Source organism: Streptomyces sp. NBC_01224, assembly GCF_036002945.1.
In the GTDB taxonomy this organism is placed as follows: Bacteria; Actinomycetota; Actinomycetes; order Streptomycetales; family Streptomycetaceae; genus Streptomyces.
Map to the genome: position 1 here is coordinate 2,843,727 of NZ_CP108529.1, position 14,389 is coordinate 2,858,115.

Sequence of the window (14,389 nt, forward strand, 5' to 3'; positions counted from 1 at the left end):
GTTTCCGGTCTCGTGGGAGGGGGTGTTGTGGTGGGTGGTGTGCGGGAGTTGGCGGCGCCCTTCGTGGCGCCCGGGCCGTGCGGGGTGGCGGTCCGGGACCGTCTGAAGCACCTCACGCCCCAGGACGAGAAAGTCCTGCGCGCGGTCGGTGAGCATCAGGGCCGTCTGGCTTCCCGTGACCTCAGGACCCGTTGTGCGGATGGTCTGGAGCACAGCAAGGACACCTGGGCGTCGCGCAAGCGGGACCTGACGCCGCTGTCGTCGTCGCGGATCGCCGGTGCGATCACCAAAGCCACACACGATCAGTGGGCGCTGGCCCGGCGTTGTCAGGCGGCGCACATCCGAAATCTGGAGGCCGGGATCAGGACGCTGCGGCACCGCCTGTCCCTCCCCATCGGCGCGAGGGGCACCAAGCGGGCAGCCGGTGGCTACCGCTCCAAAGGCGAGTGGTTCCACAAGTCCCGCCGCCTCGCGGCGCTGGAAGCCCGGCACGATGCCGCGGTCCGTGACCGGCAGGCCGGACGCGTCCGGGTCGTGCGGGGCGGTAGACACCTCCTCAACACCCGCCACCACCTCACCCAGGCCCGGCTCACCGAAGAGCAGTGGCGAGAACGCTGGGAAGCGGAGCGCTGGTTCATCGCCGCCGACGGCGAGTCCGGCAAGCGGTTCGGGAACGAAACCATCCGCGTCACCCCGGACGGCGAGGTCAGCATCAAACTGCCCGCCCCGCTCACCCACCTGGCCAACGCCAAACACGGCCGGTACACCCTCACCTCGACCGCGGCGTTCGCGCACCGGGGTCAGGAGTTGGCCGACCGCATTGTCGCGAACCGGGCTGTGGCCTACCGAATCCACCTCGACACCGGCCGTGGCCGCTGGTACCTGACCGCGTCCTGGCAACGCCCCGTCGTCCAGACCATCCCGCTGGAGGCCGCCCGAGCCCGGGGCATGATCGGCGTCGACACCAACGCCGACCACTTCGCCGCCTACCACCTCGACCCACACGGCAACCCGATCGGCGACCCGCACCGCTTCCCCTACGACCTGTCCGGCACCACCACGCACCGCGACGCCCAGATCCGCCACGCACTGACCCGCCTGATCAACTGGGCCAAGCAGGCCGGTGTCGCCGCGATCGGCATCGAAGACCTCGACTTCACCACCGAGAAAACGCGGGAGAAGCACGGCCGCAAGAAGAGGTTCCGGCAGCTGATCTCCGGTATTCCGACCGGAAAGCTCAAGGCCCGGCTGGTCTCCATGGCGGCCGAACAGGGCCTGAGCATGGTCGCGGTCGACCCGGCCTACACCTCGCTCTGGGGTGGCCAGCACTGGCAGAAACCGCTGGCCACCCCCAAGCGAAAGATGTCCCGTCACGATGCCGCCGGCATCGCGATCGGACGACGCGCCCTCGGACACCGGGTCCGGCGTCGGACGGCACCGCCCCCACACGACCGGAGTGATCGTGCGGGGCATCGGACCGCCCAGGCCAGGCCAGGCACCCGAGGACGTGACGGAACCCGCCCACCCGCAACGGACCACGCCCCCAGAGACGTGCCGCCGAACGGGACGAGAAAGCGGGAACCCAGTGCATCCAACACCGTTCGGGATGCGCCCAGTACACATCGGTGGGTCCAGGACTCACTCATGCACACTGGCTAGGAACGGTTGACTGTGGGTCACGCATGGTGATGCCACCGTCCTGAGCCAAGGGCGCTTGCCACCGCGGGCCCGCGAGCCCGGCCCCGATGCCCCGACCCCCGGCGGAGGAGAGTGAGCAGGGATGACCGGCTCATCTCGTACGGTGACCCTCTGGCCAGGGCCGAGCGGGAGCGGCCGGCCCGCACCCCAATGCGTACTGGCGCCGACGCGTGAATTCGATCAGATCCCCGTTCGTATCGTTCATCCGCATCGTCTCGACGAGGGGCACCAATGAGCCAGATTGCGCTGCCAGAGTTTCATATGCCGTTCCAGAGCGCGGGATGCAACCCCGGCATCGAGGAGACCGGGAAGGCCGCTTGGGAATGGGCCGAATCCAATGGTCTCGTACTCTCCCCGATGGCCCGGAAGAAGATGATCCGGACCAGGCCCGAACTCTGGATATCCCTCATATTCCCCACTGCTTCACAGCAGCATCTCGATCTCTTCTGCCAGTGGCTCTTCTGGGCCTTCCTCGTCGACGACGAGTTCGACGACGGCCCCGCCGGACGTGATCCCCGCCTGTGCGAGGCGGCGATCGACCGGCTGGTGGCCGTACTCGACGGCGAACAGCCGCGCGGCGCCATGGAGTACGCACTCGTGGGCCTGCGAGCCCGGACGTACCACGACCGCTCGCCACGCTGGATCCGGCAGTTCCGGCGGGACACGGTCTCCTGGCTGTGGACGTACTACGCCGAGGCGGTGGAACGGGCCGCCGGGCAGGTGCCGACCAGGAACGAATTCGTGAAGCACCGCCGGGATTCGGTAGCCATGCAGCCCTTCCTCGATCTGCATGAGATCACCGCCGGCATCGACCTTCCGGAATCGGCCCGGAGCCTTCCCGCATATATCGCCCTGCGCAACGCCGTAACCGATCACTCGGGGCTCTGCAACGACATCTGCTCCTTCGAGAAGGAGGCACTGCTGGGTTACGAGCACAATGCGGTACGGCTCATTCAGCGCGACAGCGGATTCACCCTCCAGGAGGCCGTCGACGAGGCCGGGGCGCAGCTCGCTCAGATAGCGGAACGGGTGCAGCGCGCCGAGAAGGAACTGGTCGACGAGATAGAGGCGGCCGGAATCCACGGCCGCACCCGAGCCGCACTGGAGCGGTGCGTGCAGGACTACCGCGGACTGGTCCGGGCTGACTTCGACTACCACGCCCGCGCGGAACGCTACACGCGTCCCGATCTGGTGGAGATCGACGAACGGGATTCGCTGTCACGGTACTTCGCCGCCTGATCGGACGGCAGAGCATGGCGCGGGGCCGGAGGCGGGAGTCAGGTCTCCGGAGGCCGGACAGCGGGTCTCCGGCCTCCGCGCCGCCTCCGGTCGTCGACAGGATCTCCGGAGCGCTCGCCCCTAGCCCAAGTAGTCTTCCGTGGGCGCCGGTTCACCATCGGCGCCAAGCAGCGGCAGCGCCCTGAGGGCCAGTGCCCACCCCAGCCGCGCCTCGCCCGACTCCGGAGAACGGCCGGTGAGTTCGGCGATCCGGCCGATCCGGTTGAGGACCGTGTTGCGGTGGCAGTAGAGGAGCTCGGCGGCACGCGCCGCCGAGCAGCCGTTGTCGAGCCAGACCCGCAGCGTGCTGAGCAGCGCGTCGCGTTCGGCCGCCGTGTCCAGGACGGCGCCCAGTTGCGTGGTGACGATGCGCTCGGCGATCTCTGGCCGGCCGACCAGCAGGACCTCCGCCAGCCGGTCGTCGAACGCCGCCGCCTCGCCGCTTCCGGTGGGCAGCGTACGCAGGGCCTGCTCGGCCAGCCGCAGGGCCCGGCCCGCCTGGGCGAGCCGGTCGAACTCCGGTGATACGCCAGCGGTGGCACCGGTTCGGTGGCGCAGCAGGTCGAGCAGTACGCCGGACTCTCCCGCGGCCAGCCGCACGATTCCCGCGTACCGGCCCGATCTCGGCCGCCAGAAGGACCAGATGCCGTGGTCGTCGAGGACGGGCGCCGGGTTGGGCGGCGCGGCCGGGTCCTGGGCGGCGACGACGATGACGTACCGGTCGTGGACCGGTACTCCGAGCGCGGCGGAAGCTGCCGCGGCGACCGCCGGGTCGTCCCCGCGCCCGTCGAGGAGGGCCTCGAAGAGGGCGACCCGGCGGGTGTCCTGGCGGCCCTGCATCTCCAGCTGGGTCAACCGGTACGACTCGGCCATCACCAGCGAGTAGCGGTCGATGGTCTCCCAGACGGCACCCGCCATGTCGAGCTCGGCGTCCGGGTCGCCCGCGACCACGCCCACCGGGTCCTGCCCCCGCCCGGCCCCACCGGCCCGTGTCGCCCGCAGGTGCTCCGCCATCACCTGCCACATCACCCGGCCGCCGCGCCGGTAGGCCTGCAGCACGGTGTCCAGCGGTACGTTCTGCTCCGCGCGGCGCCGCCCCGTCTCGCGCGCCGCGTACTCGAAGTCACCCCCGCTGGAGGGCAGTCCGCCGAAGTCCTCCAGCGCCCGCAGCAGATTGTCGCGGCAGATCTCCCACAGATCGACCCGGCTGACGGGCGCGCCCGAGGCGTACGTGCCGCTGTGCGCGTGGATGTCGGCGACGACCCGCCGGGTCAGTTCGTCGATCTGCGGCACCAGAGCGACGGCCAGGGCGCGGCGCAGCTCGCCGTCGGCGCCGCCACTGCCGTGGTCGTCGCTGCGAGGGGTCCGGGCTCCGGGATTGTCCGCCATGCCGGAAGGTTAGCGCCGCCCTCCCGATAGGCGGATGCCTTGTCGCATGCACCTCTGAGGGGCTGCTGCCCAGGTGGGTGATGCGCATGGTGGGCATCTGCACATTGTGTGAAGACCGGACGACGGCTGATTCTGAGCAGCAGCAGCCGTGTAAACGCCATGTTTCCTGGAGCGTGTCATGTTTCTCAGCGTCGCCACTGTCCTCCGTGAGTCGGCCCGTAGGTATCCCGACCGCGTCGCCGTGGTCGATTCGGACACACGGCTCACCTACCGGGAGCTGTGGGCGCGGGCGCTGGGCTGCGCGGGCGCGCTGCGGGCGTCCGGGGTGCGTCCGGGGGACCGGGTGGCGGTGCTGCTGCCCAATTCGGCGGACTTCCTGTACGCGTACTACGGGGCGCTCGCCGCCGGGGCGACGGTCGTACCGGTGCATGGGCTGCTGGTGGCCGACGAGGTGGCGTACGTACTGCGGCACAGCGGTTCCGTTGCGCTGATCAGTGGTGGTCCGCTGTGGCCGGTGGCCGAGGAGGGGGCGCGTGCCGCGGGGGTGCGGGCTGTGCGCGGCGTCCCGACGGACGGTGACCCGCTGCCCGCGCCGGAGCCCGCGGCGCCGGGCGACACCGCGGTGATCCTCTACACGAGCGGCACGACCGGGCGGCCGAAGGGTGCACTTCTCACCCATCTCAACATCGTGATGAACGCGTCCGTGATCGCCCACGACCTGGTGGGGCTGGACGTCGACGACGTGGTCCTCGGCTGTCTGCCGCTGTTCCACAGCTACGGGCAGACCTGTGCGATGAACGCGACGCTACGGGCAGGGGCCACGCTCGTCCTCATGCCGCGCTTCAGCGGCGCGGGCGCACTCGAACTGCTGGCCGCCGAGGGCGTGAGCGTCTTCATGGGCGTACCGACGATGTATCACGCACTTGTCGAGGCGGCGAAGGACGCCACGGCGCGGGACGACACGACGCCCCGTCTCACTCTGCGTGCGGCCGTCTCGGGCGGCGCCGCGCTCCCCGTCGCCGTGCTCGAACGCTTCGAGGAGACCTTCGCGACGCAGGTCCTGGAGGGTTACGGGCTGACCGAGACCTCCCCCGCCGCCACCTTCAACCAGCCGGAGCTCGGCCGGCGACCCGGCACGGTCGGCCACCCGGTCTGGGGCGTGGAGATCGGCGTCGCGGACGCGGCCGTCGAGGACGCCGTGGTGCTGCTGCCGGACGGCGAGGTCGGCGAGGTCGTGGTGCGCGGCCACAACGTCTTCGCGGGGTATCTCGACGATCCGGAGGCGACGGCCGCCGCCGTGGTCGACGGCTGGTTCCGCACCGGAGATCTCGGGGTGCGGGACGAGGACGGCTTCCTGAGCATCGTCGACCGGAAGAAGGACCTGGTCATCCGGGGCGGCTTCAACATCTATCCGCGTGAGGTCGAAGAGGTGCTCGTGCGTCATCCGGCGATCTCCGAGGTCGCGGTGATCGGGGTGCCGGACGAGGCGCGCGGCGAGGAGATCTGCGCGGTCGTCGTGCTGCGTGCGGACGCGGGTGCGGTGACGGAGGAGGACGTGATCGCCTGGTCCCGGGACCGGCTCGGGCGGCACAAGTATCCGCGGATCGTGCGGTTCACCGAGACGCTGCCGCTCGGCCCGACCGGCAAGGTCCTCAAACGGGCGCTGACGGCCGCCTCTTCCTGATCCATCCGGCCGACGCCGACGCCCCGACGACGACCGGAGCCATGTCCGCCCCCGCACGCCCCCTCGCCCCGACCGCGGACAGCGGACCGCACGACGCGCTCTCCGGTGCGCGGGGCGCGGTGCCGAACCCGCAGGGCCTCGTCCGGGTCGACGCGGTCCCGCACCGGGTACGTATCGAGTCACCGGTGCCGGTGGAGGCGCTGCACCCCGACGGCTCCCTCACCCACCATCCGTCCGGCTCGTCGACCGTCGCACTCTCCACAACCGCACTGTCCGCGATCGCGCCGCAGAAGGGCTGAAGCCACCTCATGACTGCCGTACCCCCTCCCATCTCCAAGACGTCACCTCAGGTCGGCACGGTCCACGGGGCGGTGCGCGGCGCGCTGGAGCAGGGCGTCGCCGTCTTCCGCGGTATCCCGTACGCGGCTGCGCCGATCGGCACCCGCCGCTTCCGGGCGCCGGAGCCGCCCGAGCCCTGGGAGGGCGTACGGGAAGCGGTGGCGTTCGGGCCGACCGCACCCAAGCGGCCGTACTCCCCGCCGCTGGACCGGCTGCTGCCCGATCCCGACGTACCCGGCGACGGCTGCCTCAACCTCAATGTGTGGACACCGTCCCCGGCCCGTACCGGGCTGCCCGTCCTCGTCTGGATCCACGGCGGCTCGCTGCTGCACGGCTCGTCGGCCGTTCCGTTGTACGACGGGGCGGCGTTCGCCCGTGACGGCGTCGTCCTCGTGTCGGTCAACTACCGCCTGGGCATAGAGGGGTTCGGGGTATTTCCGGACGCGCCCGCCAACCGGGGGCTGCTCGATCAGCTCGCGGCGCTGGCCTGGGTGCGGGACAACATCGCGGCGTTCGGCGGCGATCCGGACCTGGTCACGGTGTGCGGTGAGTCGGCGGGGGCCATCAGCATCGCCGCCCTGCTGGCCGCCCCGCGTGCCAAGGGCCTGTTCCGGCGTGCGGTGCTGCAGAGTGGTGCGCCGACCGCACTGCCCCTGGACGCCGCCCGCCGCACCACGGAGCTGATCGCGAAACGGCTGGGGGTCACAGCCACGGCCGGGGCGCTGGCTGCGGTGGACCCGGCCGAGCTCCTGGCGGCGCAGACCGAGGTGACGTCCGGCGGCTCCCCGCTGACCGGCGGGAATTCCTTCCAGATCGTGGTGGACGGCGATCTGCTGCCCCGAGATCCGCTCGAAGCGCTGCTGGACGGCGCCGCGGACGACGTCGATCTGCTGATGGGCGCGAACAGCGAGGAGTACCGGCTCTGGTTCGTGCCGAGCGGTCTGACGGAGCGGCTGTCCAGGATCAAGCTGCGGCTGGCCCTGCTGAAGTTCAAGGTGCCGGGCGCCACGGCGCGTACGTACCGCGCTAACCGGCCCGGTGCCACTCCGGGTGAGCTGCTCGGGGCGCTGGCCACCGATCTGCTGCTGCGCGTCCCGCTGAACCGGGTGGCCGATGCACGCGCCGGCGCCTCGGGGAGCACCCATGTCTACGAGTTCGGCTGGCCGTCCCCCGTGCTGCGGCTCGGTGCCTGTCACGGGCTGGAGATCGCGTTCGTCTTCGACACACTGGACCGGCCCGACGCGGTGGCCCTGGCGGGCGAGGACGCTCCGCAGGAGCTGGCCGACGCGATGCACGCGGCGTGGGTACGGTTCGCCGCCTCCGGTGATCCCGGCTGGCCGGCCTGGGACACGTCCCGCCCGGTGATGGGCTTCGGCCCCGGAGCGCCCGCCGTGGTGCGCGCCCCGCGCGACGAGGAGCTGCGTGGCTGGGCACCGTACCGGAGGAACACCTGACACGGTCGGCGGGCCGTCGGCAGCGGCGCGGGCGGCCCCCGGCCCGCGGGCCGGGGGCCGGGGATCCTCCCGGCATCAGTCCTTGTTCTGCGCCGCCCAGAACTCGTCGAACGTGAGCAGCCCGTCGCCATTGGCGTCGTGCGAGTTGATGACGGCCTGGGCCACCGGCTCGGTGACATAGGGGTCGCCGAGCTGAGCCATCACGCTCTTGTACTCGGCAGCCGATATCAGCCCGTCGCCGTTCAGATCGAACCGCTGGAATGCCTTGCGTGCCGACTCGATGTCCGCCACAGTTCCGCCCCTTCGTAATGCCTGGCCAATGCCTGACCAGTGTCTGACTGACGGGGTCAGATTAACGGGCGCGACGGATGGCGGTCGCGGCGGCCGATGGTCGATCATGGATGGGGTGTCCGCCGCCCGGCGGACCGCGTTCGGGACCGGGGAGAGAGACGTCGATGGACGACACACTGGCAAAGATCCTGGCGGCTGCGGCGCACGGGCGGTTTCCCCCGCCGGACGGGTCCACGACGGTGGTGGGGCAGCCCGGCACCCGGGATGCGGGAGTACTGGCGTTCACCGCGCACTCGGTGGTGTTCACCGACGAGGATCCGGGGTGGGTGCGGGCCGTGCTGGCCGCCACCCCCGGTGACGCGCTCGCCGCGACGATGAATCCGTACTTCCTGAGCGCGCTGCTGGCCCGGAGCGGCCGGCACATGAGCACCATCGATCTGCTGACGGTCGCGGACGCGCTGCCGGGCGAGCCGGAGATAGCGCTGCGGGAGATCAAGGACCCGGAGCATCCTCGGGTGGCACGGGCGATGAAGTACCGCGACGAGGTGCGGGTCTGGTCCGCCGACGGCGGTGTGGTGGTCCTCGGCCGGGGAGTCGCGGGGCGCTGGGAGGCCGCGGTCGAGGTGGCCGAGGAGGCGCGCGGCCGGCGGCTGGGGGAACGGCTGGCGCGGGCGGCCCGGCATCTGGTGCCGGACGCGGTGGTGTGGGCGCAGCAGTCGCCGGGGAACGCCCGCAGTGTGCGGACGTTCCAGGCGGCGGGCTACCGGCCGGTGGGCGCGGAGGCCCTGTTGGTCGCCGGCTGAGTGTTCAACGGGCCGGCGGGGTCACGGCTCGTGGCTGACGCCGGGCCGTCAGCGGAAGACGCCGGTGTGGCCGAGTGAGTAGCGGCCCGGCTGCGGGTAGACGGCGAGTCCGTGCGGGCCCCTGCCCACCGGGATCCGGGCGAGCTGCTTGCCGCTGGTGGTGTCGATCGCGTACACCTCGGAGTTGTAACGCCCGCTCAGCCAGAGGACCTTGCCGTCCGCCGAGACTCCGCCCATGTCGGGGCTGCCGCCGTTCGGCAGGCGCCATTTCTTCGCCAGTTTGCGCTGTGCGAAGTCGAAGACGGAGATGGAGCCCTCGCCCCGGTTGGAGATGTACATCTCCTTGGAGTCGCGGCTGACGTAGAGGCCGTGGGCACCCTTGCCGGTGGGCAGCAGCTTCGGGGTGGTGAACTTCTTCCCGTCCAGCACCCACACCCCGTTGGCCATCATGTCCGCGATGTAGAACGTGCCGCCGTCGGGTGACAGCTTCACGTCCTGTGGCATCGCGCCCTTGAACGGCAGCTTCTGCCGGCCGACGACCTTCATCCGCGCCGTGTCGACCTTGAGGAGTTCGCCGGAGAACTCGCAGGAGACGATGAAGTACCGGCCGTCCATGGAGAAGTCGGCGTGGTTGACGCCCGCGCAGCTGACCGGGACGGCCTTGGCCGTCTTCATGGTGTGGGCGTCGCGGAAGACCAATTGGCGGTCCATCGAGGCCATCACCACGGCGTACTTGCCGTCCGGTGTGAAGTAGAGGTTGTACGGGTCGGAGACGGGCATCGTGCGGCTCACCTTCCCGGTGGCCGGATCGATGGCCGTGAGGCTGTCACCGATGTCGTTGTTGACCCAGAGGGTCTTCAGGTCCCAGGACGGGACGACGTGCTGCGGCTGGCGGCCGACCTTGATGGTCTGGATGACCTTGTACGTCGCGGGATCGATCACCGACACCGTGTCGGAGTTGGTGTTGGGGACGTACACCCGGGACGGGAAGTCCTTGACGACCGGGGAGAGCTTCCCCGGCCGGTCGGCCGCGTAGACGTCCTTGGCGTCGAGCACCGGTGGCATGCCGGGCAGCGCGGGTTTCGCTCTGACGGACGGTGCGGCGGCCTCGGCGTTCCCCTTCTCGGCGGAAGTGCCGCAGCCGGTGAGTACCGCCAGCAGGACGCCCCCGAGCAGGGCCGCGGTGAGCTTGGTGGAGGGAGGCATCACGTCAGCAGCTCCGTGGTCGTCACCGCGCGCAGTCGGCGGCGGTCGATTTCGGTGAGGAGGAGAGGCAGGGCGGCGACCGTGTCCGCGTAGCCGAAATGCAGGCTCACCACCGATCCGTTGCGGATCTCCCCGGCCACCTTGCGGGTGACGGCCGCGGCGCCGGGAGAGGTGAAGTCGAGGGAGTCCACGTCGTACGAGAGGACGTGCGGATAGCCGGCCCTGGCGGCGAGCCGCTGGACGAGCGGGGTGGCGTACCGGGTGCGGGAGGGCCTGAACCAGGTGCCGATGGAGCCGGTGAGCCGGCGCAGCCGCTGGGCGCAGCCGGTGATCTCCGCGTACGCCTCGGCCTCGCCCATCGAGGAGATGTCGATGTGGCGCTGGGTGTGGTTGCCGAGGTCGTGGCCGCCGTCGAGGATGCGGCGGGCCATCTCGGGGTGTTCGTCCAGCCAGCTGCCGACGGCGAGGACGGTGATCCGGGCGTGGGCCCGTTCGGCCTCGGCGAGTACGGTCCGGGCGATGGCGGGGTCGCCCTGGCCGTGGAAGGTGAGGGCGACGCGGGCGCGGTCGCGGGGGCCGTGGTCGATCTGGGCCGGCTGCCCGGGGAAGCGGTGCGGGTCGGGCGCGGGGTGCGGGATCGCGGGCCGGGTGGTCGCGGTGACAGGGTGCTTCGGGCTCACTGCGGTCGGGACGGTTCTGGCCGACGTACCGGCGGCGTCGCCGCGGTCCACGCATCCGGCGGTGAGGGCACCGGCGATGGCAGCCCCTGCTCCCGCGCGCAGAGCGCTGCGGCGGTGCACCGGTGTGTCGGAGGCGTTCATGTGAAGAACAGTAGGGGCAAAGTGGATAAACACTGACAATATATAGGCATTTGGGTGACACGAATGAATCACCCGCCGAATCTCATAAATATTCATGGTTTTCCAGGCAAGTGACCCATAACACCTGCGATTCACTTGCGGAATGTCGCACCATGACAGCGAATGCCCTTTTTGCGCCTTTGGCGGCGAGGTCGCCCGTCTGCCATAGTCGATGACACGACCGCATCGACCCGAGCTCGGTCGTCACAAGCGGCCGTGAACACACCCCCCATTTCACGGCCCCCACACAGCAGCCCCCGAAGCGCCGCACCACGGCAGACCGGGGGCTTCTGTGCATCCGGGCACGGGCCCGCCGGGGATCAGCGGTCGGAGATCCGCATCTCGAACCAGGTGGTCTTGCCGCGCGGCAACAGATCCACGCCCCACCGGTCGGAGAGCTTGTCGACGAGGAAAAGCCCCCGGCCGCTGATGTCCATCTCCTGGACGGGCATCAGACACGGCAGTCCACGCGAGGGATCGCGCACCTCGATCCGGATCCATCCGCGGCGGCGCAGCATCCGTAACCCGAAAACCCGGGCGCCGGTGTGCCGTACCGCGTTGCCGACGAGCTCCGAGACGAGCAGCACGGCGTATTCGGCGGTATGCGCGGAGAGCGCCCACTGGCGCAGCACCACACACGAGGTGAGCCTTCGGGCGGTGGCCGCGGACTCCGGGCGGGACGGCAGCCGGACTTCACCCTCCGCCGGGTTTCCGAACAACTCCAGTGCTTTGAACGCCTGTTCGTCATCGACCGCCGGAATCCAGCGTGCCGCTGTCGCACCGCTGCGCGGTCGCGGCTGTTCCACACCCTCCAGGCCCGCCATGCACACCATCATGGCCGCAAGACGAGCGCTCCGGGGCCGTTCCAAAGGAATCCGCACCCCGGAATGCATCATTCCGGAGAGGTCGGTAGGCATATGCCAGTGGCAGAATGCGGCTCGACGCACCCACTCCGACCTGCACAGATAACGCCTCCGAGCGAGGTTGCCAGCCCCTTCGGCCGGCCGGGCCTCAAGGTTCTCTTAAGGCCCAGCCAATCCGCCCGCACGGATGAACCCGCGTCACTCTGTGCCCAACTGGCGTTCGGTCAGAGGAACTTGGCCTTGCCCGGACCCTCTTCCACAAAGCTGCGCATACCGCGCTCCCGGTCCTCGGTGGCGAACAGACCTGCGAACCAATTCCGCTCGATCGTGAGCCCGGTGTCGATGTCCGTCTCCAGGCCGGCATCGACGGATTCCTTGGCGGCGCGCAGCGCGAGGGCGGGCCCCTTCGCCAGCTTGGCGGCCCAGGCATGCGCCTGCTCGTACACCTCGGCCGCGGGCACCACGCGGTCCACCAGACCGATCGTCAGGGCCTCCTCGGCCTTCACATGGCGGCCGGTGAAGATCAGGTCCTTGGCCCGGGAGGGGCCGATCAGCCGGGCGAGGCGCTGGGTGCCGCCCGCTCCGGGGATCAGTCCGAGCAGGATCTCGGGCTGGCCCAGCCTGGCGTTGTCGGCGGCGATCCGGAAGTCGGCACAGAGCGCCAGCTCGCAGCCGCCGCCCAGCGCGTAGCCGGTGACTGCGGCGACGACAGGCTTGGGGATCCGGGCCACCGCGGTGAAGGATTCCTGCAGCGCCTTGGACCGTACGACCATCGCCGTGTGGTCCATCGCCTGCATCTCCTTGATGTCCGCGCCCGCCGCGAACACCTTCTCGCCGCCGTAGAGGACCACGGCACGCACATCGTCGCGCCGGGTCGCCTCTTCGGCGAGTTCACGCAGCCGGTCCTGGGTGGCGACATCCAGGGCGTTCATGGGCGGACGGTCCAGCAGGATCGTGCCGACGCCGTCACTTACTTCGAGGGTTGCGGTCATGAGAGGCAGGTTAACCGGGGCTAACGCGAGCGGGCCCGGTGCTGTTGGTCACAGCACCGGGCCCGCTCGCTCTCCGTACGACGCGAGCTACTTGGTCCACTCCGACCAGGACATGTTCCAGCCGTTGAGGCCGTTGTCCGGCTGGATCGTCCTGTCCCGCGAGTTCTTCACGACCACTACGTCGCCGATGAGCGAGTTGTCGAAGAACCAGGCCGCCGAGGTCTTCTTGCTCCAGGCACCACGCACGTCCTGGAGACCGACGCAGCCATGGCTGGTGTTGGCCGAGCCGAAGACACCGGAGCCACCCCAGTAGTTGCCGTGGATGAAGGTGCCCGAGGTGGACAGGCGCATCGCGTGCGGCACGTCCTTGATGTCGTACTCGCCCCCGAAGCCGACGGTGTCACCATTCATCCGGGTCACCTTGAGCTTCTCGCTGATGACCATCTGGCCGTTGTACGTGGTGGTCGCCGGGGCACCCGCCGAGATCGGGATGTCCTTGATCTGCTTGCCGTCGCGGACGACCTTCATCCGGTGCGTGCTCGCGTCGACGGTACTGACCTGCCTGCGGCCGATGGTGAAGGAGATCGTCTTGGCCTGCTTGCCGTAGACGCCCGGTCGCCCCTCGACGCCGTCGAGGTTGAGCTTCACGGTCACCTTGGTTCCCGCGGCCCAGTAATCCTCGGGGCGGAAGTCGAGGCGGTCGTTGCCGAACCAGTGGCCTTCGATCGGTACGGAAGGCTCGGCCGTCACCTTGATGGCGTTCTCGACCGCTGCCGGGTCGGTGATGCCACGGGTGAAGTGGATCGAGACGGGCATGCCGACGCCGACCGTGGAACCGTCCTCCGGGGTGTACTGCCCGATGAAGGTGTTCTGCGGGACCAGCGTCGTGAAGCTGGTGTCCTTCGCCGATTCACGGCCCTTCGCGTCCTTGGCGACCGCGTGCACCTTGTACTTGGTCGCCGCGGCCAGATGCTGGTCCGGTGTCCAGCTCGTGCCGTCCGCCGCGATCTTCCCCTCGACCTCGGCGCCCTTGGGGTCGGCGACCTTCACCGTGGTCAGCTTCCCCTGCTCGGCGGAGATCTTCAGTGCCCCGCTGGTGGCGACGGAGTCCGCCCCGTCCTTCGGCGCAATGGTCACCACGGCCTGCGAGGCGGTGGTGTCGTCGACCTTCGACCCGCCCTTGCGGTCCTTGCCCGCACTGCCGGCGTCGTCTCCCCCGCCGCACGCCGTCACCAGCAACAGGAGCGCACCCAGTACCAGAGCCAGCAGTCCGGTGGCCCCTCGCCCACGCCGCCCGCTGTTCGCCCCGGCCGATGTCCCCGATATCGGCTGCCCGTTCAATGTGCTCGTCTCCCCTCACACGGCCTGGCCCCGCCAAGACCCCTGGGAGCCCGCAGGCCCCCGCCCCCGCGCGCTGCACATGCGCGCTCAGCGAAAGATAATCACACCGATCACGGGGAGATGACCCCGCGGATGTCACCGTTCAGTCCCAACTTGTTCCGGGACTTCGCCAGGTGACACAGGGTACGGGT

13 protein-coding genes are annotated in these 14,389 nt (G+C 70.0%); 6 read left to right on the plus strand and 7 right to left on the minus strand.

Features of this window, described 5'->3' with window-relative positions; genetic code table 11:
• Nucleotides 1-30: 30 nt before the first annotated feature.
• Complete coding sequence (locus OG609_RS12100; RefSeq protein ID WP_327278019.1) at nt 31-1,659, plus strand: transposase; 1,629 nt, start codon at nt 31-33, stop codon at nt 1,657-1,659.
• Between the two features lie 270 nt (nt 1,660-1,929).
• On the plus strand, nt 1,930-2,937 hold the full coding sequence (locus tag OG609_RS12105) for a terpene synthase family protein (protein ID WP_442817960.1): 1,008 nt from the start codon (nt 1,930-1,932) through the stop codon (nt 2,935-2,937).
• Nucleotides 2,938-3,057: 120 nt separating this feature from the next.
• On the opposite strand, the gene OG609_RS12110 is transcribed toward OG609_RS12105, so the two are convergent.
• On the minus strand, nt 3,058-4,365 hold the full coding sequence (locus tag OG609_RS12110; RefSeq protein WP_327272812.1) for a PucR family transcriptional regulator: 1,308 nt from the start codon (nt 4,363-4,365) through the stop codon (nt 3,058-3,060).
• A gap of 178 nt (nt 4,366-4,543) precedes the next feature.
• Here OG609_RS12110 and OG609_RS12115 point away from each other — a divergent pair, with 178 nt between their 5' ends.
• The 3 genes from OG609_RS12115 to OG609_RS12125 are packed head-to-tail and all read left to right on the plus strand — an operon-like array spanning nt 4,544 to nt 7,842.
• On the plus strand, nt 4,544-6,049 hold the full coding sequence (locus OG609_RS12115) for a long-chain-fatty-acid--CoA ligase (RefSeq protein ID WP_327272813.1): 1,506 nt from the start codon (nt 4,544-4,546) through the stop codon (nt 6,047-6,049).
• A gap of 41 nt (nt 6,050-6,090) precedes the next feature.
• Entirely contained in the window at nt 6,091-6,348 is a 258-nt protein-coding gene (locus OG609_RS12120) for a hypothetical protein (protein ID WP_327272814.1), read from the plus strand.
• Nucleotides 6,349-6,357: 9 nt separating this feature from the next.
• On the plus strand, nt 6,358-7,842 hold the full coding sequence (locus OG609_RS12125) for a carboxylesterase/lipase family protein (RefSeq protein WP_327272815.1): 1,485 nt from the start codon (nt 6,358-6,360) through the stop codon (nt 7,840-7,842).
• Nucleotides 7,843-7,917: 75 nt separating this feature from the next.
• On the opposite strand, the gene OG609_RS12130 is transcribed toward OG609_RS12125, so the two are convergent.
• A complete protein-coding gene (locus tag OG609_RS12130; protein ID WP_327272816.1) occupies nt 7,918-8,133 on the minus strand; it encodes an EF-hand domain-containing protein in 216 nt (71 codons plus the stop codon).
• Nucleotides 8,134-8,297: 164 nt separating this feature from the next.
• On the opposite strand from OG609_RS12130, the gene OG609_RS12135 reads away from it, so the two are divergent.
• A complete protein-coding gene (locus OG609_RS12135; RefSeq protein ID WP_327272817.1) occupies nt 8,298-8,936 on the plus strand; it encodes a GNAT family N-acetyltransferase in 639 nt (212 codons plus the stop codon).
• A gap of 48 nt (nt 8,937-8,984) precedes the next feature.
• Here the strand turns inward: OG609_RS12135 and OG609_RS12140 are convergent, their stop codons facing one another.
• From OG609_RS12140 to OG609_RS12160, 5 genes are all read right to left on the minus strand, one after another.
• Nucleotides 8,985-10,142, minus strand: coding sequence for a YncE family protein (locus OG609_RS12140; protein WP_327272818.1), 1,158 nt, complete (start codon nt 10,140-10,142; stop codon nt 8,985-8,987).
• Nucleotides 10,142-10,963 (minus strand): polysaccharide deacetylase family protein, encoded by an 822-nt coding sequence (locus tag OG609_RS12145; protein ID WP_327272819.1) that lies wholly within the window; start codon nt 10,961-10,963, stop codon nt 10,142-10,144. Before OG609_RS12145 ends, OG609_RS12140 begins: the two co-directional genes overlap by 1 nt.
• Before the next feature lie 359 nt (nt 10,964-11,322).
• Entirely contained in the window at nt 11,323-11,838 is a 516-nt protein-coding gene (locus OG609_RS12150) for an ATP-binding protein (RefSeq protein WP_327272820.1), read from the minus strand.
• A gap of 251 nt (nt 11,839-12,089) precedes the next feature.
• Nucleotides 12,090-12,857, minus strand: a complete 768-nt coding sequence (locus OG609_RS12155; RefSeq protein WP_327272821.1) for an enoyl-CoA hydratase/isomerase family protein — start codon at nt 12,855-12,857, stop codon at nt 12,090-12,092.
• 87 nt (nt 12,858-12,944) lie between these two features.
• Nucleotides 12,945-14,198, minus strand: coding sequence for a L,D-transpeptidase (locus OG609_RS12160; RefSeq protein ID WP_327272822.1), 1,254 nt, complete (start codon nt 14,196-14,198; stop codon nt 12,945-12,947).
• Nucleotides 14,199-14,389 lie beyond the last annotated feature (191 nt).